Origin of the sequence: Streptomyces sp. N50, assembly GCF_033335955.1 — a bacterium.
Lineage (GTDB): Bacteria > Actinomycetota > Actinomycetes > Streptomycetales > Streptomycetaceae > Streptomyces.
The window spans coordinates 9,922,808-9,943,132 of record NZ_CP137549.1 but is presented as its reverse complement, the minus strand read 5'-3'; the positions used below and the strand labels follow the sequence as shown (position 1 = coordinate 9,943,132).

Sequence of the window (20,325 nt, the reverse complement as noted above, 5' to 3'; positions counted from 1 at the left end):
GTTACGGGGGACGGGTCAGAAAGGGACCGGTCCGGCAACGGCCTGGGTCGCCGCGGCGAGGTCTCGGTCGAACTCGTCGCACTGGGCCGGGCTCAGTTCGGCCAGGGGCGGGCGCACCGGTCCACCGGCCATCCCGACGGCTTCGCACCAGCGTTTGAGTGCCGCGTTCGGCATCGCACCGCGCTCCAGCGGGCCGATGATCCACTTGCGGTACACCGCGCGCAGCAAGTCCAGCGAGTCGAACCGCTGCCTGGCCAGGTCATGGTGGCCCGCCAGGTACAGGTCTACGTACTCTCGGACCGGCCGGTTGTGCGCGGACTGGTAGAGGTAGCCCTCGGGGTCGCAGTAGAGGACCCGCTGACCCGACTGGGTCATGTTGGTGAAGAAGTGTTCTTCGAGGGGGTCGGAGACGAGCACGTGGGTCCCGGCCGCGATCTGCCGGAGCCGGTTGTTCTCGGTGTCGGTGGAGGTCGTCTTCAGAATGCGGATGTTCTCGATCCGGCACAGCTGCGCGAAGGCCCCTGGGGTGAGGAGGCTTGCGCGGCTGCCGTCGCGGCCGGGGTTGAACAGGATGTACGGCATGTCGACCGCGCCGATCACCGCGGTCAGAGACTCGACCAGCTCGCCGTCCCCGGTCGCGTCCGTGGGTACGCTCAGCACGGCGTGCGTGGCGCCGACCTGCTGAGCGTGCCGGGTGTAGTCCAGGGACTCCTTGAGTGTCCGGCCGCTGGTGACCGGGCTGACCATGACGCGTCCGGCGCCGGCCTCGACGATCGTCTCGAGCACCGCCTTGCGCTCATTGGGGTCCAGGGCCCACACCTCGCCCATCAGGCCGTTGCAGTAGACGCCGTCCAGACCCGCTTCGACGCATTTCTCGACGTTGAGCCGGAGACCGGCGTGATCCACCTCCCCGTCGGCGAGGAACGGCGTGGGCAGCGCGACCCAGAGGTCGATGTGGTCGGCGGGGGTGTCGGTCACGACGGCTTCCTTCGCAGGTCGGTGGGGCCGGCTGGGGCGGGTGGTCACGCGGCTTGCGCCAAGGGCGTCGAGGCCGTGCGCTGCGCGCCGCTGGCGAAGAGGACGAGGATGGTGACGAGGCAGTAGGGCAGGGAGAACGCCGCCGGCGGCCCCCAGGCAGTGACCACGGGAGTCAGGGCGGCCAGGAAGACCGCGCTGGCGGCGGCAGCGGCCACGCCGATCAGAGAGGAGCGGATCGAGGGGCGCAGGAACACCGCGCCCAGCGCGGCGCAGGTGAGGAATCCACTGACACCGGGCACGCCGAGGTGGATACGGAAGCCGTCCATGCCCAGCGCCATCGAGGTCAGCACGGCGGTTGCCGAGCCGAGCACCGCGAGTACGGCGATCCGACGCGAGCAGATCACCAGGCCGGCGAGGATCAGGTAGCCGCCGAGGTTGCTGTCGAGGAAGAACAGCTGACCGATCCCGTGGAGCACCGCCTCGTAGACGTTGGCGAGCGAGTTCGCTCCAGGGCCGCCGGGGGCTGCGCGCAGCACGGTGTCGACGTGGTCGACGGCGCCGACGTTCTTGGCGGCCACCAGCGGACCGGCGTGCCCGCGCGAGCTGTGCAGCAGCGCGATCAGCAGGAAGGTGAGCACGATGTTGAACGGCAGCGCGGTCGGGCGCACGTTCCATGTCTTGAGCAGGGTCACCACGAGCGCCGCCATCACCAGGCTCGTCAGCGCCGCGCCGACAACGACATAGCCGAGGACCGCGAGATTCCACTGGGGACCGAGGAAGGTGACCAGGCCCGTGCCCACCAAGGCTCCGTTGTAGCCGTATAGACCGGCGCCGATGTGCGTACGGTCGAGGCCGAAGAACTCGGCGGTCGCCGTCGCGGCGAGCACGCCCACCGCCGCCGCCACACCCACCCACGGTGAGAACGTCGCGATCGCGGCCAGGAAGAACAGGCCACCGACGGGGTTGTTGACCAGCCCTCCCTGACCGATCCCGCGCAGACAGGAATCGAGGAATCGCAGCCAGGGCCGGCGGTCCGTGGCCTCGCGAAGTGACGGCATCGTGCCGGTCACCGCCTCGCGGGCGATCGTGGTGAAGGAGAGGGCGGCTGTGCCGTCGGCGGTGCTTGCCATGATTCGTCTCCGGGGGTCGAGTGAGAACGTCGCGTGCGACGCGGGGCGGTCGCGACGTATCGATGCCGCCAAAGACTCGCTGCGCCTGGCGCAAACCGGCAACGACTGATGGCGAGATCGCGAATCTGGCCATATTGTTGGCCGATGACGCTCGATGCCCTGGACCGGCGGATCGTCGGGGCGCTGCAGATCGACGGACGAGCCCCATGGCGCCTGATCGCGGAGACGCTCGGCGAGCCGGAACGCACGATCAGCCGACGGGGTACCGCTCTTCTGGAATCGGGCACCGTGGTGATCTCAGGATGGGAGACCCCCGGTACGGCCTCGATCCTGAGCATCAGCGGGACCACCCACACGATCCGCCTCACCGCCACGGCGCTCGCGCACCGCACCGACACGACGTTCACCTACACGCTGACCGGACCGGCCGACTGCGTGACCGAGGTGTGCACCGCTCCCGGCGCGCTCCCCGCACTGCTCCACGACGACCTGCCCGGAACGCCCGGCCTGGTCGCCATGTCGACACTGCCGGTGATGAAGTACTTCCGCACGGGCTTCCAGTGGCACCCCGGCCTCTTGCAGCCGCAAGAGGCCGAAGCGCTTCGCCCCTTCGTCCCGCCACCGCAGTCGGCGGACAGCGCACCGCAGGCGCTCAGCAGCGCCGACCGAGCGCTCGCCCAGGCAGTGGCAGAAGACGGCCGCATCCCCACGGACCGGCTGGCGCGCCTGCTCGGCGTCGCCGAATCCACGGCTCGTCGACGGCTTGAGGCCCTACGACGCGACGGTCGGCTCACGATTCGCGCGGTGGTCGAACCGCACCACCTCGGTCTCGGCACCGAGGCGGTGCTGTGGATCAAGGCTGGCCCGCATGACGTCGACCGTATCGGCGCTCTGCTCGCCGACGACTCGCGCATCCGGTATGCCGCCGCGATCATGGGCGAACACCAGTTGTTCGCCGACATCATCACCCGCGACCGTCGCGAGCTCTACGACTTCGTGACGACCTCTCCAGCGCTGACCACCGCCCATGCCGTCGACACCCGCCTGGTCGTCACTTCGTTCAAGCGCAGCGGCGTGCTCGCCCCCCTGCTCCGGCAACAACGCGCCGCGCCGAGCGGCCGACCTTCATGAGGAGTCCTCGCCGGGGGCCGATTCGACCTCGATGTGTCCGCCGTGAGCGGTGATCAGGGAGTGGACTATGGACAGGCCGAGGCCCGAGCCGCCGGTGGCACGGTTGCGTGAGGTGTCGGCGCGGTAGAAGCGTTCGAAGATACGGCTGCTCTGCTCCGGAGTGAGGCCTGGTCCCTGGTCGGCGATCTCCAGGACGGCATGGTCGTCGACCGTACCGACGCCGATCCGGAGGGGAGTGCCGGGTGGAGTGTCGATGACGGCGTTGCCGACCAGGTTGGTGACGACCTGGCGCAGCCTGGCCTCGTCGGCGAGGGCCGGTGCGGGGGCGGGCGGGCCGTCGGCCGGTTCGGTGAGTGTGACGGTACGGGCCGGGTCCAGGGCGCGTACGTCGTGCAGGGCGAGGGTGCGCAGGTCGGCGGGGGTGCAGTCGAGGTCCGGTGGGATGCCGGGCGTGTGCGAACCACTGGGGCTCCCCGTGGTCCTCAACGCATGTTCGTCGAGGCGGGCCAGCTGGAGCATGTCCTCAACGAGCCGGGTGAGGCGTTCGGACTCCCGGGTGATGCGGTTCATCGTGCCGTCGACGTCCTCGCGCGGCCGCCATGGCGACCACCGCGCACAGCACGGCCACCGCGCCTTCCAGGCCCTTCTGCCATGTGCCAATCAGCCGGACCGGCACGATGCGGCGTGGGGACCCCGCCTCCGGACCAGGCCATGGGCCGGGACCAGGCATGGTCCGGAGGCGGGGCGTGGTGGCAGCCAAAGGGAAACACACCGCTTCGCTCGCGGGGCCGCATGCGAGGGGACCCGCACACACTGGCGGTTCCGGGTACGACGTTCCCGAGAGGTTCTGGGAGGTTTCTGAGAGCCGGTGGGAGAGCGCCGCAGGTCACGCGGCGCCCACGACCGTCGTGCCGCCCGTTCCCAGAAAGTTCCCAGAGGTCTTCCCCGCCGCGTGGGACAGTGGCCGGCGCGTCAGCCGCGCTGTCGGCTATGTCGGCATCCGTTCGCCGAGGTCGCGCCCGCCGGCCTCGGCCAATGTCACCGAGGGCGTGGCACCGAAGCGCCGGCGATAGGCGGCGGAGAACCTGCTCAGGTGAGTGAAGCCCCACCGCCCGGCCGCTTCGGTGACTCCGGTGGCTCCGGTGAGAAGGTCGGCGTGCACACGGTCCAGGCGGACGTTGCGCAGGTACGTCAGCGGGGTCACGCCGAGGTGCTCCCTGAATCCTTCCTGGAGACGTCGGACACTGACGCCTGCCGCCCGGGCCAGGTCCCCCACGGTGAACGGGGTCTCGGGGTGGGCCTCGATCAGGTCGACGGCCCTGCGTACCGTCCGCGAGTAGGCGGGAGGCTGTGGACGCAGCAGCGCCTCCGTGTAGTTGTGCGTCTGCGCCAGCAGCAGACTGCTGACGAGGAGGCGCTCGAAGTGCCGCTGCACCGGGAGCCGGCCGATGAGCCCGCCGGTGCTGTCGGACTCCGCGAGCAACAGGTCCAGGGTGCTGCGCCAGCTGCGCCCGGTCGCAGTAGTCAGATCGAAGTCGAACGCGAATTCCAGCGGAGCCTGCGGCGTGCGGCCCAGGAGGGCCTCGAGTTCTGCTTCGACGAGACTCCGGTCGATCTTGATTCCCAGGTGTTGTTCGCCCTGATCGCAACTGAGCAGCCGATGCTGCTGTGACGGTGTGAAGACCATCGCGTCTCCGGCGGTGGCCACCATTTCCTGGCGGCCGGTGGCCGCTTCGATGGCCCCCCGCAGGACGACGTTGACGTGGTAGTGCGACGGCGTCCGCCCGGGATCGACACGCGTGCGCTGGCCGAAGGTCATCAGGCCGACGGTCACGTGCTCGGTGCGGGTGCCACGGAGTTCGCCGCCGGGGCCCTCAGGACCCGACAGCGGGGTGACCTCCGCCGGGTAGAACAGCTCGTTTAGGCGTTCGCGGAAATCCTCGAAGCCCGAGTCGCGGCACAGCACGTGGCTCGCCAAGGGGAAGCGGCCCATGCGCCATTGTTATCCGCGCCCTGTCTTCGCAACAAGGGGTGATCGACGGGTTTCGACAGATCACGCCAGGTCATCGGTCTGGTGCGAGCCTCGTCACACAGGCGGTGGACGCGAGTCCACCATGAGCCCTCCTGACCGCGCCCTTGACCGGCCGTCCGAACGCGTCGCGCGATTCGGCTGGCGGTCGCGCTCCGCGGATATCGCCCCCGGCCGTGGCTCCCTAGCGTTTCCCTCAACTCGTTCGCCCGGCACCGCCCGGCGTGCGACGGCAGCAGACGCATATCGGGGCCGCGAGCCCGGTCGAGGAACGCGCCACCACTGGAGGTTTGTCATGCCCGGAACCGACGAGGCGACGAAGGCCATCACGGCCGCTGTCGTGGACAGTTTCGTTGACACCCCGGACCCGCGCCTGCGTGAACTGCTCCAAGGGCTCGTCCTACATCTGCACGACTACATCCGTGAGTTGCGTCCCACGATCCAGGAGTGGGAGTACGCGGTGGACTACCTCACGGCCGTAGGGCAGACATGTGGCCCCACCCGCCAGGAGTTCATCCTGCTCTCCGACGTCCTGGGTGTCTCCATGCTGGTCGAGACCGTGAACGAGCAGGGCGGCGGCACCGAGAGCACCGTCCTGGGACCCTTCCACGTCGTCGAGTCCCCCGAGCGCGAGAGCGGCGACAACATCGACCTCATGGGCACGGGAACACCCTGTGTCGTCTCGCTCCGCGTCACGTCGGCGGACGGCGGCCCGCTGGCCGGAGCGAGCGTCGATGTGTGGCAGTGCACCGAGGACGGCTTCTACGACGTGCAGCAGCCCGACGTCCAGCCGCTGGGCAACGGGCGTGGGCTGTTCCGGACCGACGGCGAAGGCCGGGTGTGGTTTCGCACGATCGTGGCGAGCCACTACCCCATTCCGACCGACGGCCCGGTGGGAACGCTGCTCGGCGCCACCGGGCGGCACCCCTACCGCCCGGCGCACATCCACTTCATCGTCGAGGCCGACGGCCACCGAACGCTGACGACGCACATCTTCGTCGCCGACGGCCCCTACCTGGACTCGGACGCCGTCTTCGCCGTCAAGGAGAGCCTCGTCGTCGACTTCGCGCAGGTCGACGACGAGGAGAAGGCCCGCGAGTACCGGGTCACCGCTCCGTTCCGCATGGCCGAGTTCGACATCACCGTCGAGCCCGCGACGGACAAGGACGCCCAGTGATGAACACCCCGCTCGCCTTCGCCTACCAGGCACTGCCGATGCGGGTGGTCATGGGCACCGGCGCCCTCGGCCGGCTCGCCGACGAGATCGACCACGCGAACCTCAAGCGCGTCATGGTGCTGTGCTCGCCCCGACAGCGGGAGCTCGCGGCGATGGTCGCCGGCCTCATCGGCCCGCGCGCGGTGGACATCCACCCCCACGCCCGGATGCACGTACCCACCGAGTCGGCGGCAGAGGCCCAACGACGCGCGAAGGAGGTGAACGCGGACGGCTGCGTCGCCGTCGGCGGCGGCTCGGCGATCGGCCTCGGAAAGATCGTCGCCCTGCGGTACGGCCTGCCGGTCATCGCCGTACCGACGACGTACGCCGGCTCCGAGATGACGCCCGTGTGGGGTCTGACCGAGAACGGCGTCAAGCGCACCGGCCGCGACCCACGCGTCCTGCCGGTCTCGGTGCTGTACGACCCCGCGCTCACCGTCGCGCTGCCGACGGACGTCTCGGTGACCAGCGGCATGAACGCAATCGCGCACGCGGTGGAAGCCCTCTACGCGCCCGACGCCTCCCCCATCGTCGACCTGATGGCCGAGGAAGGCGTACGGGCGCTGGCCGCCGCGCTCCCGGACATCGTCGCCGATGGCACCGACCTCGACGCCCGCGCCCGGGCCCAGTACGGCGCCTGGCTGTGCGGCACCTGCCTCGGGGCCACCACGATGTCCCTGCACCACAAGCTCTGCCACACCCTCGGCGGCACCCTCGACCTGCCCCACGCCCCCACCCACACCGTGGTCCTCCCCACGCCCTCGCCTACAACCAGGGCGCGGCACCCAAGGCGGTGGCCGCTCTCGGCCGCGCCCTCGGCACCCCCGTAGACCCGGCCACCTACCTGTGGGACCTCGCCGGCCGGCTCGGCGCCCCGCGATCCCTGCGGGAGCTCGGCATGCCCGAGAGCGCCGTCGACCGGATCGTCCAAGTCACGCTGGCCAACCCCTACGCCAACCCTCGTGAGGTGACCGCGGAGGGCCTCGGCCGACTCCTGCGTACCGCCTGGGCCGGACAACCCCCGACCGCCTGAGAAGACGGCCGCCCCAGCGGCGCAGCCGGATCACCGAGTCCAGGCGGGAGACGGGAGGCTGTTCGCGAAGGAGCCGGTCGTCACTCCAGCCACGTCTGCCCGGCGCCCAGAACGGCTTGGTGAGGACCGACCGACGGTCTCAGCCTGCCTCCCGCACGAGCCCGTGCCGCACCGCTCGCACGGTCCGCGCCTCCCCGGCGACATACGCGACGCCGCCGGGCACGGGAGCGAGTCGCCGTACAGAAGCCGGCAGCGATGTACCGCCCCTGACCAGCCAGTCGAGGCGGTCGTCGCGGGTAAGCGGCAGCCGGTCCGCCGGCGTCTCCGTCTCCACGCAGCCCGAGACCCTCCGGCCAGCTCAGCCGCACCTGGGCTCCCAACTCGACGGCACCGGCGGGTTCGTACTGCCACACGGACAACCGGTCGACGAGGGAGGGGAGTTCGGGGGCCGTCTGGCGCAGGCGGGCCTTGGCGCAGCGGGACGGACGTGGTCTGGCCCGCGCGGGATCACCGCACCGAGTTCAGCGGCATGACCCTGCGGTACGCCGACACCGCGATCACGGCGACCACGACGTGCATGAGGAGCAGTGCCACCACACCAGTCGCCTCGCCGGCGCCGAACTGGAAGAAGTCGGGAACGAAGGAGACCACGACGACCGAAGGGACGAGCCGGCGGAGCAGCCGTTCGGGATCGCGCGAAAACCTGCGGACCACGACCCATCCGACGGTTCCTCCCAGCACTCCCAGCGTGGTCAGGAAGATGTACGCCGGGGGCTTCAGCGGGTCGAAGTCGTCCGGTGCACCCAGCGCGTGCGCCAGTACGGCGATCAACGCGTTGGCCAGGGAGGACAGCAGGATGGCGCCGAGGACACCTCCCGCCACCACGAGCGGACCCCGACGTACGGGAAGCGCCTCAGAGACGGAGGACATGGCGACTCCAGATGGTGAGAGAGAAGATGGTGCGACCGGCGGTGTACGCGGCGGCGTACCACGCGAACCCCCGGTCTGCCAGAACGGCAGGCCGTCGTCGCGGGCCGATCGTCGCCGTCCGCGCCCCTCCCACACATCGACCGATCGACGTGCTCTTCGTCCACCGATCGGTGGACCCGCGCCCACTGGCCGGCTGATTCTTCCGCGACGCCGCTGCGCCTACGCTGAGGGCCATGGCACTGCAACAGGCGTGGGAGTGGGAGCGCTGGAAGGTCATGGGGCAGCACGCCTTCTTCGCGACCGTGTTCGCTCTGTCCATGCCGGGGTCGCTGGCCGGGACGCACATGACGACCGGCGCTGCGCTGTCGCGGATCGGCCCGGCGCTGGGGCTCGCCCTCTGGTACGTGTACGGGATCGCGTTGCGCGGCGGCGCCGATCGCCCGCCGCCGCTCTACCTTGTCGGGGCCTTGGCCGTGTGGGCGGTCATGGCGGTGGTGGACTCCGCGTTCCTCCCGGTCGCCGTGGCGGTGCTGAGCCCGTACTGGCTGCGGCGGCCTTGGTGGTCGACCGGCGCGGTACTGGTGCTGGGCGCCGCCTGGTCGTTGCAGAGCTTCGCCACGCACGGCTCCGTCGACGTGCGGGAGCTCATGGGCTGTGTGTTCGGCACCGCGGTGGCGGTCACCATCACCTGCTACGTCGCCACCCTCGACCACGAGAGTCACAAGCGGCAGCGGCTCCTGGACGAACTCACCGCCACCCAGGCCGAACGAGCGGCAGCGGAACGCCAGGCGGGCACCCTGGCCGAACGCCAGCGCCTGGCCCGGGAGGTCCACGACACGCTGACCCAGGGGTTCGCGTCCATCGCCATGCTGCTGGACGCCGTGGGTGACGACCTGCCGCCCGGCTCCCCCGCGGCCCGCCGCGTCGAACAGGCCATGCGGACAGCTCGGGACAACCTCGTCGAGAGCCGCCGCCTCGTGCACGCCCTTCGCCCGGCGCCGCTGGACCGCACGCACCTGGCGGACGCGGTCCGCGAGCTCACCGCACGGTTGACGGAGGAAACCGGCATCGAGGCCTACACGGTCGTGACCGGCCGACCGGTCGCCCTGCCGACCGCTACGGAGGGCGAGTTGCTGCGCGTCGTGCAGGAGGCACTGACCAACGCCCGGCGCCACGCCCGCCCGGTGAGCGTGGCGGTCACGCTCTCGTACCTCGGCGATGTCCTGGCCATCGACGTCCAGGACGACGGCACCGGCTTCGCACCCGCCGCCCGGCACACCGGCATCGGGCTGATCACCATGCGGGAGCGCATCGCCGCCCTGGAAGGCACCTTCGCGGTCGAAAGCGCCCCGGGCGAGGGCACTACCATCGCGGTCACGGTGCGGCTCCCCGTCGACTCCCCGGCCCCCGAAGCCTCGGCCGCCGTGTCGGGCACCGAACGTCTGGCCCCGGCGTCATGAGTCCTGCGACCGGTCCCACGATCCGGGTCCTCCTCGCCGACGACCACCCCGTGGTCCGCGACGGGCTCGCCGCCATGCTCTCCACCCAGCCCGACCTCACAGTTGTCGGCGAAGCCTCCACCGGTGCCGAGGCACTGCGCCAGACCGCTGCGCTCGCACCCGACGTCGTACTGATGGACCTGCAGATGCCCGGTATGGATGGCACCGCCGCGACCGCCGCCATCCGCGCCGCCCACCCCGAGGTGCGGGTACTCGTCCTGACGACCTATGACACGGACGCCGACATCACCGCCGCGATCGACGCCGGCGCGGTCGGCTACCTGCTCAAGGACACCGCACGACACGAGCTCTGCGAGGCCCTCCGTACCGCCGCCCGGGGAGGTGCGGCACTGTCGCCCACGGTGGCCGCCAAGGTCCTCGCCCATATGCGCGGCGACCGGGGCGGCGGCTTGTCCGGCAGGGAACTCGAGGTCCTGTCCGCCGTGGCCCGGGGACAGAGCAACAAGCAGATCGCCCGCGCCCTGCGCCTGTCCGAGGCCACGGTCAAGACCCATCTGCTGCACATCTACGCCAAACTCGACGTCGGCGACCGCACCGCCGCCGTCACCGCCGCACTGGGCCGGGGAATCATCCGCATGGACTGAGTGCCGACGACGTCGTCGAGCTCGCCGCCGTTGCCGCTCCGCGAATGTCGCCTGCCGACAAGCGTGTTCGCCACATCGGAACCGCTGGACCGATGACTCGATCAGCACCGCTCTGTCGGAGAGCGGCGGTGCGTACCGCTGTGCATCCGAGCCGACAGCGTCCCGCCCGCCGAACATGCTGCCACCGGAGTGCTGAACGTTCGTCCTCCAGGAGCGCTTGAACTGCCGCTCTGCTGGTTGTCCCGTGCCGGGGCCGCTCGGCGCACTGGTGGGTTTCGGTCCGATCTTCCCGGATGCCACTGGTATCACGTCGGTGCTGACCCCTTGGGCCGCTCTCGGCGGCATCGTGCCGACCGGGGTTGGGTCCGTGGTCCACCTCCGTCGCTCCGAGACCGCAAAGGCTGCCGTGAACCTGCGCTTCATCGCCTTGCCGGTTGCGGTCGCGTGGGGTCGTTTCGGGGCGTAGCAGTTCAGACCACGTCTACCCAGATCCCGCAGCCGGTGCTCAGCTGCGGGATGGCGGAAGGGGGCTGCGTGGCCACGGCCGCGCGGCCCTTCGTCGAGAAGCCCCACCAGCCCCGCGCAGTTGGCGGCTTCCGGGCGTCACGCCGATCGCTCCGGCCCACCGGGCCCACGGTGCCGGCCGATGAGACGAGGTCGGACAGGAAATACCTCGATCCGTAATGTGGACCAGTGGACCGCCAAGGGGACCTGTGGCAAGGTTGGTCCCGGCCTTCGGAACGCCGAACGGCAACGGCCACCGAGCCGAACTCGCCCGGCAGAGGCCGAGGGAGACGTCGTCTCTGTCCGCGCCATCCGCCCCGGGCGCGGGCCGCCGAGTGCGCGATCGAGACGACAGGACGGAACAGCGATGGACTTCAGGGAGACCGAGAAGATCCGGGACCTCAAGCTACGAGCCACCCAGTTCCTGGACGAGTTCGTCATCCCCGCAGAGCCGGTGTACGCGCGGCAGAAGACCGAGATCGGTCCGTGGGAAACCCCGCCGGTCATGGCGGAGCTCAAGAAGGCAGCCCGTGACCGTGGCCTGTGGAACCTCTTCCTTCCCGAAGAGCGGGGCACGGGCCTGACCAACCTCGAGTACGCGCATGTCGCCGAGACAACAGGCCGAAGCCCGTGGATCATGCCGGAAGCACTGAACTGCTCCGCGCCCGACACGGGCAACATGGAAATCCTCGCGCACTTCGCCAGGCCGTCGGTCCGGGAGCGGTGGCTCCAGCCCTTGCTGGACGGCGAGATCCGCTCCGTCTACTCGATGACCGAGCCCCTGGTCGCCAGCTCCGACGCGAACAACATCGACACCCTGATCACCGAGGACGAGGGCGGCTTCCGGATCAATGGCCGCAAGTGGTGGTCCAGCGGCGCGATGAACCCCGCCTGCAAGGTGGCCGTTGTGATGGGCCGTTCGAATCCGGGCGGAGAACACCACCGCACCCACAGCATGGTCGTGGTCCCGCTCGACACCCCCGGGGTGAACGTCCTGCGATCGACCAGTGTGTTCGGCTACTCCGACAGCGGTCACGGCGGTCACGCCGAGATCCTCTACGACGACGTCAGGGTCCCTCGGGAGAACCTCCTGGGCGAGTTGCACGGCGGCTTCGCCATCGCGCAGGCACGCCTCGGTCCCGGCCGGATCCACCACGCCATGCGCCTGGTCGGCATGGCGGAGCGCGCATTCGACCTGATGTGCACCCGAGCCCACGAGCGCTCCCCCTTCGGCAAACCGCTCGCCGAACAGGGCGTCTTTCAGAACTGGGTGGCGGAAGCACGCATACGCATCGAGACGACCCGCCTCCTGGTGCTGAAGACGGCATGGCTGATGGACACCGTCGGCAACCGCGGTGCGGCGATCGAGATCTCGGGCATCAAGGTGGCCGCGCCGCGGATGGCCGCCTGGGTCATCGACCATGCGATCCAGGCCCACGGCGGTGGCGGCTTGAGCCAGGACTTCCCCCTGGCCGAGCTGTATGCCCAGGCCCGCATGCTGCGTATCGCCGACGGGCCGGACGAGGTGCACAAGATGTCCCTGGCACGCCGCGAGCTGCGCCAATACGTTTAAATACTCTCCAACTCCGCTATGACACTTCAGATCTGTCGTCATAACATGCCGTTCGTCAGGCCACACCGGTGTGGCACGCCGCACCGATTGCGGGACGTTCGGCCGAGAGGCGGGACCATGGCGGACGGACCTGCGTCGGCGACAGAAGCCCAGTCGCCCGAGGACGTTTACCGCATGCTGCGGACCCGGATCATGACTGGCGAGCTGGTCCCCGGCCAGCCGCTCACCGAGCACGCCAGCGCCGTCCGATTCGGACTGGGGTCGCCCCCGGTCCGCGACGCGTTGACGCGCCTCGCGGGTGACGGCCTGGTCCAGGCGGTCTCCCCCCACGCGTACCGGATCACCCCACTCACCTTGAAGTCGGTCAACGACTTGTTCGCAGTCTGGGCACTGCTCGGCCCGGAGATGGCCGCGCTGGGCACCAGCCGGGCCGACCCGGAGCAGGCCGCCCAGCTGCGACAGCTGATGGTGGACGGGAACGCCGTGCTCGCCGGCCCACTGGACCGGGACGGGGTCGTCCGGTTCCTCGACATCACCGAACAGACCTTCGACCTAGTCGCGAACGCCTCCCGCAACGACCGGATCATCGAGGTCTACCGGTCTCTGTCGTGCGAGATGTGGCGTGTCCTGGCCTTGATCCTCATCTCGGCCGACTGCGTCGACACGCTCCTGGCCGCAGGCGTGGCATGGCACTCGGTGATCGACCGGCGCGACGCGCTCGGAGTCACGCGGCTGACCCGCCGTGCCGCGGCGGCAACCCGCGCGTCGGCCGTGCGCCTGCTGACCGACCGGACGAAGAACGGCGACGGCGTCGTACTTCCGCTGCGGCGCTGAGGCCACGCCACACCACCTACACCACCCACGTCGCCGGATGAGGCGCGGGGGCCGGTCGGTGTCCGCCTGTGAGCGCTATCATCGTTTGGCTGGTATATCACCGAGCGCCTCGATCGCGGGAGCGAGCAACGTGTCAGTGCCCTCGTCCGAACCCCTGTCCCTCGGCGACGCCGCCTACCGACAGCTACGGGCCGACATCGTGTCCTGCCGGATCGTCCCGGGCCGGCGCCTCACCGAACGCTCACTTGCCGAGACCACCGGCTTCGGCATCTCCCCGATCCGCGACGCACTCAGCCGCCTCAGCCACGAGGGCCTCGTGCAGACGATGCCGCGCAAGGGCTACCAGGTGACCCCGCTCACCCTGAAGTCCGTCGACGATCTGTTCACGCTCTGGCGGATCGTCGGACCCGAGACCATTAGGCTCGGCGTGCAGGACGCCACCGCCGAACAGCGCCGGCACATCATCGCCGCGCTCTCCACGGCGATACCCGGCAGCGGCGAGGTCGACGAGCAGCCCATGCGGCGGGTCGAGGCGGTCGCCGCGTGCTTCGCACTCTTCGCCGCGGCGACCGACAACGACTACCTGGTCAGGATCCACGACCGGCTGCAGAACGACATCACCCGCGTCCTGGCGCTCATTCTCACCGAGTCCGACACCTCGATGGCCGCTCCCTCGCTCGGCGCGGAGTTGGTCCAGTTCGTCGAACGCCGCGACGGTGACGCCGCCGCCGCGCTAGCCCGCGACTACATCGGCGACCTGCACGCGCGCGTCCTGAGAATCCTGACCCGCTGGCCGTCTGTCGTCGCCAGCGAGATCACCACGGTGCGTGACTGACCCGCAGTCGGGCACAAATGACATACAGACGGCGTGGTTCGACCACGCTCGCGCCGGCTCGGCCGTGGCGTCAGATGACCGCCACGGCCAAGCCATTCGCCTTACACGGCCAGCGCGGTTCCCTCTACGGGTGCCAGCCCCTGCTTCTCGGCCAGCCCACCGTCGCGGGAGCGAAGGAAGATCACACCGATGAGCAGGGTGCCGAATGCGACACCGGCAACGGCCAGCAACGCGGTCGAGATACCGGAGTCGCCGTAGATGAGCACACCGGGTGCCGGAGACTTGGCGGTGGGCGTCATGATGGCGAACACCGTGGTGGTCATGACGGCGCCGATGAGGCCCGAACTGAGTCCGCCGGCCGACGACATCGCCCCCTGCTCCGACTCCGACGTGCCCGCGATCACCAGGTTCGGCATGGAGGCGATCGCCGCACCGCTCCCGAGACCCGCGATCGTGCACGCGACGAGGATCTTGCCGAGCGTGTCGTGCGCGGACACCAGGACCAGCGAGCCGGCGGTGAGCAGCCCCAGGCCCAGATACATCAGCAACCGGGGGCCGACGCGCCGGACCAGCACGCCGACCGTGATGCCGGCCACCACGCTGGCAAGAGTGAACGGCACAGTCACCAGGGCGTAGTGGGTCGCCGAGTAGCCCAGGCCGTAGGTTCCGCCCAGCTTCCGCGGCGTCATGGCCAGCAACGCCAGCAGCGTCGTCAGCACCAACGCGAGGCTGTTGCCCATACCCCCGCCCAGCACGCCGAACAGGACGCTCCGGCGGACCAGAACCCGCAGGTTCAGCACCGGTTCCTGGGTCCGAAGCGAGAGCAGAGCATAGACCGCGAGCACGACCGCGCCGCCGATCAGCAGACCGATGACCCGGGCCGAGCCCCACCCCCAGTCCGCGCCCTTGCTCACCGGCAGCAGGATCAACGTGACACCGCCGGCCAACAACAGCACACCGCGCACGTCCATGCGCGCGGGACGGCGCACGCTCGTCTCCGGCGTGGTCAGCACCAGGACCACCCCCGTCACGGCCAGCCACGCGAGGTTGAAGACGTACACCGAACGGAATCCGAAGTTGTCGATCAGCACGCCGATCAGGAACGGCGCACCGACCAGCAGCAGCCCCATGCCCGTCACCGACACGCTCGCCGCGAAGGGAACGAGCTTCTTCGGATAGACGTCCCGGATCAGCGAGTAGCACAGGAACAGCAGGGCGGTGAGCGCGCCGAGCAGAACATGGCCGACGATCATCACCCAGAACGCGGGAGCGGCCGCCGCGAGGATCTCGCCAAGGCCGGCCACGACCAGGGAAATCAGGATCATCCGGCGCTTGCCGTACAGGTCGGCCAGCTTGCCGAACAGTGGGGAGGAGGCTGCTCCGGCCAGCGCGGCGACCGTGACCAGCCAGCCGCCCTGGGTGGTGTTGAAGTGCCCGATGATCCGGGGAAGCGCGGTGTTGGTGGCTATGTTGACGAAGGCCGCCGACTCGACGAGGCAGACCAGGGAGATCAGGGACAGGACAAGCCGCGGAGTCCATCCGGCACTGCGGAAGGAGACCGCACCGGCGATAACGGGAGTGGGCGAGTTCAAGGGGTCCTCCGAACGCGTCGTCATTGATACGCCGCGAGTTCCTTGAAATATCAGTTCATCTCTTTGATATGTCAACCAGTCGGGTTGGTCTCTTCAGCGGCGCCTCCCGTGCCGGGCGGAGGAGTGGTTAGCCGCCCGCGTTCCAGACGACCGGAGCCTTGCGGATCCACGTGCCCTGCTCGACCGTGTCCAGGAGGAAGCCGGCGAGGTCACCGCGGTTGATCCGCCTGCCCGGCTTCTCCGTCCCTGCCTCGGCGGCCCACACCGGGGTGACGAGGGGCTTGTCGGCGAGCAGGACCACCCGCACGAGGGTCCAGTCGGTGCCGAATGCGCGTACGACCTCGTCCACCCCGTCGTGGTCGTCGAAGGTGGCCTTGAGATTGGAGAGCTTGACGAGGGCCTTGAAAGCCGGGTTGGCCTGATCCCTGCCGTCTCCGGAGTTCTGGGTGGAGGTGAGCACGATCCGGCGGATGCTCTGCTCGCCCATCACAGTCAGGGTGTTGCGGATCGCGTCGGTCATGAACATGGGCGGGCTGACGGACTTGGCCCAGGGGTTGTCGGATGCGCGGGAGTTGTTGAGCGCGCTGACCACGGCCTCGCTGCCCTGGGCGGCCTTGCGGATGTCGTCGACGTTCGAGGGCGTGCCCCGGATCAGCTCGACGCCGACCGGGGCCTGGACGGCGTCGGGGTCGCGCACCAGCGCGCGAACCCGGTGGCCGCGTGCCACGGCCTGAATGAGCACATGGATTCCGGTACGGCCGCTGCCGCCGAGAACCAGCAGATTGGTCATGGAAGTCACCTGGTCAGGGAGAACGGACGACGCACACGACTCGGGCGGTCGCCGGAGGGGGGCGGTGGAGGAGGCCGATGAACCCAGGCACCTCCTCCACCGGGCTGTGCAGGACGGTCTTCAGGGGCGGGTGGACGGTTCAGGTTCCGGAGCCGGGCTGTCCGGCGACGGGGCCGGCAGGGGTTCGTCCGGCGGGTCGACGGAGAGGTGGGGCATCCTGCGGTCCAGCCAGGCCGGGAGCCACCAGTTGGCCTTGCCGAACAGGTGCATGGACGCGGGGACCAGGATGGTGCGCAGGATGAAGGCGTCCAGGGCGACCGCGGAGGCCAGGCCGATGCCGAACTCGGCGATCGTGCGCTCGCCGCCGAAGACGAAGGCGATGAAGACGCAGACCATGATGGCGGCGGCAGCGGTGATGACCCGCGCGGTCTCCACCTGGCCGACCCGCACCGCTCGGGCGTTGTCCTTGGTGTGCACCCATTCCTCGTGCATCCGGCTGACCAGGAACACCTGGTAGTCCATGGACAGACCGAACAGGATGGAGATCATCATCACGGGGAGGAAGGCTTCCACCGGACCTGCCCGGCCGAGCCCCAGGGCGTCCGAGCCCCAGCCCCACTGGAACACCGCGATCAGGACGCCGAAGGAGGCTCCGGCGGCCAGCAGGTTCATCACGGCCGCGACGGCCGGGATCAGCAGACTGCGGAAGGCGAGCAGGAGCAGCAGCCCGCCGAGGATCACGATCACCGCGATGAACAGCGGCAGCTTGCCGGTGAGCACGGTCGCGAAGTCGTTGAATATCGCGGTCGATCCGCCGACGTGGACCTTGAGGGTGGTGCCCTTCTCGGCCGCGGGGATCACCTTGTCACGCAGGTGATCGATCAGGTCGGAGGTCTGCTTGTCCTGTGGGGATGTGGTCGGGACGACCTGGACGATGCCCACCGTGGAACCCTGTCGAATGGGCGGGGCGGCGACGCTGGCGACCCCTTCGACGTTCTTCAACTGGGCCGACAGTTTCGTCAGAGCGGCCTTGTCCGCGGCAGTGGGGGCCTCGGCAACCAGTTGCAGCGGCCCGTTGAAGCCGGGGCCGAAGCCGTCGGCCAACAGGTCGTAGGCCTTGCGCGTGGTGGTGGACGCCGGGTTGTTGCCTGCGTCGGACGACCCCAGACGCAGGGAGAACACGGGAAGGGTGAGGACGACCATCACCACCAGGGCGACCAGGGACAGCACTCGCGGCCGCCGTTGCACCAGGGCGGCCCAGCGCGCCCAGGGGCCGGATGTGGCGTTCTCGGGCAGTGGCTCGCCCTCGGCCAGCCGGCGCCGTGCCCGCCGGCCGAGGACCCGTGTGCCGAGCAGTCCCAGCAGGGCCGGAAGCAGGGTGACCGCGGCGAGCACGGTCAGCGCCACCGTCAGCGCCGAGGCGATGGCGACTCCGTTGAGGAACTTGGTCTGGAGGACGAACATGCCGAGCAGGGCGATGCAGACGGTGCCGCCGGCGAACAGTACGGCACGTCCCGAGGTGTTCACCGCCCTGACCAGGGATTCCTGGACGTCGAGCCCGGACTGCAGGCCCTTGCGGTGCCGGGTGACGATGAAGAGGGCGTAGTCGATACCCACACCGAGACCGATGAGGGCGGACAGGGTCGGGGCGATCTCACCGATGGTCGTTGCATGACTGAGCAGGCCGGTGGCGAGGATGGCGGTGCCGACCCCGGCTACCGCGGTCAGGATCGGCAACAGCATGGCGAACAGCGAACCGAAGGCGAGGAAGAGCACCACGGCGGCCGCCACCACGCCGACGAGTTCGCTGGTGGCCGGCGGCGTCTGCTCGGTGCTCTGGATCGCCTGGCCGCCCAGTTCGACCTGCAGGCCGTCGGTCCTGGCCGCCTCGGCGGTGTCGATCACCCGCTGGATGTCCGACTTGTCGAGATCCTGCTGGACCTTGGCGAAGTTCACCTGGGCGTAGGCCGTGCGACCGTCCTTGCTGATCTGGGCCGCACCCTGCGGATCGTAGGGGCTGGTGACATCGCTGACCTCGGACAGCTTGGAGATCTTGTCCAGCGTGCCCGTCATCCGCGTCTTCGTCGCGCTGTCGCGCACGGAGCCGGTCTTGACATGCCAGACCACGGTGTCCGAGTCACCTGCTTGCGCCGGGAAGGACGACTTCAGCAGGTTAAGGGCCCGGGTGGATTCGGTGTTCGGTAGCGAGAAGCTGTTGTTGTAGGCACTTCCGGCGCCCTGCGACAGGGCGGCGAGCCCGATGAGCATGCCGAGCCACAGGAGGACGACAACGAGCCGGCGTTGATAGCACCAGCGTGCGAGAGCGGACAATTCGGGCTCCACGTTCGGGTGAGCAGTTCGGCAGGTGCCGATAGACGGAAGGTGCCGGCTCGTCGCCGGCGGAACGCCCTGGCTCTGCGCAGGGGGCGGCGTGACGCTCCGCCAGAAGCCGGGGCCGGTCATCGCGCGAGCGATGACGAGGTCAGCGGGCGGAGCTCATTGGCAGGTCAGCGAGACGCCGAGGGTTCTGGCGGCGGCTCATTCCGGCAGATCCTCTGAGACCGGGGTGATGCCCAGGAACTTGGGAGCGACCGCCGCGACCTGGGTGACGTGATGCTCCGGACACCGGCAAGGCGGCGGGCTACGACGCCGTCGACGAGCCTGGTGGCACCGATCGAGAGGATCTCCACGGCGGTTTCCTCACACCGGCAGCCGACTGGTCTCGCCGCCGTCGGCAAAGATGATCGCGCCGTTGATGTAGCTGCTCGCGGGGCCGGCGAGGAAGGCGACGATGTCGGCGATCTCACTCGGCTCGCCCGCCCGGCCCCGGGCGCTGGCCTGGTCCAGCACTGAGATCTGGTCCCCGAGCGCGGCGGAGAGACCTTCAGTCACCACCGGACCGGGTGAGACGGTGTTGACCCGTACCCCGCTGCCACCGAACTCGGTGACCCAGTACCGGGTGAGGAGCTCGACGCCGGCCTTGGAGGCCCCGTAGGCCGCGCCGATCGGCGCGGGGGTCCTGACGGAGCTCGACCCGATCGTGATGATCGAGCCGTGTCCCCGGGCGGCCATGGCCGGGGCAAAGGCGCCGACCAGCAGGAACGGGGCCCGGGTGTTGACCGCGACGTGCAGGTCGAAGGCGGCCGCGTCGGTCTGCGCGGTCGGCGTGAAGGCGGTGAAGACGCCCGCGTTGTTCACGAGGATGTCGATGTCGCCGGCCTCCGAGGCCAACCGCAGGGTGTCCTCGGCGTCGGCCAGATCCGCGGCGACGAACCGGGCGGATCCGCCCGCCTGCTCGATGGTCTTGGCCAGGGCCTCTCCGCGGGTGCGGTCTCTCCCGTGAAGAACGACCTCCGCGCCCTGCTCGGCCAGTCGCTGCGCCACGGCACGGCCGATGCCCGCGGTGGCTCCGGTCACGAGGGCGGTGCTGCCCTGCAGCGGGGTACCGGCACTCATCACGTTCTCACTTCCTGTCCGCGCAGGTTGGGTTCCTGGCCAGAAACTATGCCCGACAGATGTTCTGACGACAAGACTATCTGGCAGGCTGTGCGAGTGCGGTAGATTGGCCGGATGAGCGCATCCCCTTCCCCTGCCAACGGAACCGGGGTCGAGTCGGAGCTGGGGTGGGCGCTCCGCTTGGTCTCCT

Annotated in this window: 15 protein-coding genes and 3 pseudogenes; 8 read left to right on the top strand and 10 right to left on the bottom strand. The window is 69.6% G+C overall.

The genetic code is table 11. The annotated features are described in order from the left end of the window. Nucleotides 1–15: 15 nt before the first annotated feature. Together R2B38_RS44165 and R2B38_RS44160 are read right to left on the bottom strand one after the other, a co-directional pair. Nucleotides 16–978: a dihydrodipicolinate synthase family protein gene (locus tag R2B38_RS44165; RefSeq protein WP_318021457.1), complete on the bottom strand. Its 963-nt coding sequence runs from the start codon at nt 976–978 to the stop codon at nt 16–18. Nucleotides 979–1,022: 44 nt separating this feature from the next. Further along, nucleotides 1,023–2,108 (bottom strand): urea transporter, encoded by a 1,086-nt coding sequence (locus R2B38_RS44160; RefSeq protein WP_318021456.1) that lies wholly within the window; start codon nt 2,106–2,108, stop codon nt 1,023–1,025. Nucleotides 2,109–2,252: 144 nt separating this feature from the next. Between R2B38_RS44160 and R2B38_RS44155 the strand changes: the two genes are divergently transcribed. After that, nucleotides 2,253–3,239, top strand: a complete 987-nt coding sequence (locus R2B38_RS44155; protein ID WP_318021455.1) for an Lrp/AsnC family transcriptional regulator — start codon at nt 2,253–2,255, stop codon at nt 3,237–3,239. Here the strand turns inward: R2B38_RS44155 and R2B38_RS44150 are convergent. Beyond that, nucleotides 3,234–3,830: pseudogene (locus R2B38_RS44150) on the bottom strand (sensor histidine kinase); the annotation flags it as partial. The gene R2B38_RS44155 and the pseudogene R2B38_RS44150 overlap by 6 nt on opposite strands. 397 nt (nt 3,831–4,227) lie before the next feature. Next, nucleotides 4,228–5,232 carry an AraC family transcriptional regulator gene (locus R2B38_RS44145; protein WP_318021454.1) on the bottom strand — a complete coding sequence of 335 codons (1,005 nt, stop codon included), beginning with the start codon at nt 5,230–5,232 and terminating at the stop codon, nt 4,228–4,230. Between the two features lie 331 nt (nt 5,233–5,563). Between R2B38_RS44145 and R2B38_RS44140 the strand changes: the two genes are divergently transcribed. After that, nucleotides 5,564–6,445, top strand: a complete 882-nt coding sequence (locus tag R2B38_RS44140; protein WP_318021453.1) for a dioxygenase — start codon at nt 5,564–5,566, stop codon at nt 6,443–6,445. Beyond that, nucleotides 6,445–7,517 (top strand): annotated as a pseudogene (locus R2B38_RS44135) (maleylacetate reductase). Before R2B38_RS44140 ends, R2B38_RS44135 begins: the two are co-directional and overlap by 1 nt. A 139-nt stretch (nt 7,518–7,656) precedes the next feature. On the opposite strand, the pseudogene R2B38_RS44130 reads toward R2B38_RS44135, so the two are convergent. Continuing rightward, nucleotides 7,657–7,860: pseudogene (locus R2B38_RS44130) on the bottom strand (SIP domain-containing protein); the annotation flags it as partial. Nucleotides 7,861–8,024: 164 nt separating this feature from the next. Beyond that, complete coding sequence (locus R2B38_RS44125) at nt 8,025–8,447, bottom strand: DUF6069 family protein (protein WP_318021451.1); 423 nt, start codon at nt 8,445–8,447, stop codon at nt 8,025–8,027. A 233-nt stretch (nt 8,448–8,680) separates the two neighbouring features. On the opposite strand from R2B38_RS44125, the gene R2B38_RS44120 reads away from it, so the two are divergent. From R2B38_RS44120 to R2B38_RS44100, 5 genes are all read left to right on the top strand, one after another. Then, nucleotides 8,681–9,907: a sensor histidine kinase gene (locus R2B38_RS44120; protein ID WP_318021450.1), complete on the top strand. Its 1,227-nt coding sequence runs from the start codon at nt 8,681–8,683 to the stop codon at nt 9,905–9,907. Further along, entirely contained in the window at nt 9,904–10,551 is a 648-nt protein-coding gene (locus R2B38_RS44115) for a response regulator transcription factor (protein ID WP_318021449.1), read from the top strand. Before R2B38_RS44120 ends, R2B38_RS44115 begins: the two co-directional genes overlap by 4 nt. 871 nt (nt 10,552–11,422) lie before the next feature. After that, complete coding sequence (locus R2B38_RS44110; RefSeq protein WP_318021448.1) at nt 11,423–12,628, top strand: acyl-CoA dehydrogenase family protein; 1,206 nt, start codon at nt 11,423–11,425, stop codon at nt 12,626–12,628. Nucleotides 12,629–12,745: 117 nt separating this feature from the next. Further along, a complete protein-coding gene (locus R2B38_RS44105; RefSeq protein WP_318021447.1) occupies nt 12,746–13,462 on the top strand; it encodes a GntR family transcriptional regulator in 717 nt (238 codons plus the stop codon). Between the two features lie 130 nt (nt 13,463–13,592). Continuing rightward, entirely contained in the window at nt 13,593–14,297 is a 705-nt protein-coding gene (locus R2B38_RS44100) for a GntR family transcriptional regulator (RefSeq protein ID WP_318021446.1), read from the top strand. A 101-nt stretch (nt 14,298–14,398) separates the two neighbouring features. Here the strand turns inward: R2B38_RS44100 and R2B38_RS44095 are convergent, their stop codons facing one another. From R2B38_RS44095 to R2B38_RS44080, 4 genes are all read right to left on the bottom strand, one after another. Further along, on the bottom strand, nt 14,399–15,913 hold the full coding sequence (locus tag R2B38_RS44095; RefSeq protein ID WP_318021445.1) for an MFS transporter: 1,515 nt from the start codon (nt 15,911–15,913) through the stop codon (nt 14,399–14,401). A 103-nt stretch (nt 15,914–16,016) separates the two neighbouring features. Next, nucleotides 16,017–16,679, bottom strand: a complete 663-nt coding sequence (locus R2B38_RS44090; RefSeq protein WP_318021444.1) for an NAD(P)-dependent oxidoreductase — start codon at nt 16,677–16,679, stop codon at nt 16,017–16,019. Between the two features lie 120 nt (nt 16,680–16,799). Beyond that, nucleotides 16,800–19,010, bottom strand: coding sequence for an MMPL family transporter (locus tag R2B38_RS44085; RefSeq protein WP_318021443.1), 2,211 nt, complete (start codon nt 19,008–19,010; stop codon nt 16,800–16,802). A gap of 369 nt (nt 19,011–19,379) precedes the next feature. Next, nucleotides 19,380–20,135 (bottom strand): SDR family oxidoreductase, encoded by a 756-nt coding sequence (locus R2B38_RS44080; protein ID WP_318021442.1) that lies wholly within the window; start codon nt 20,133–20,135, stop codon nt 19,380–19,382. Between the last annotated feature and the right edge of the window lie 190 nt (nt 20,136–20,325).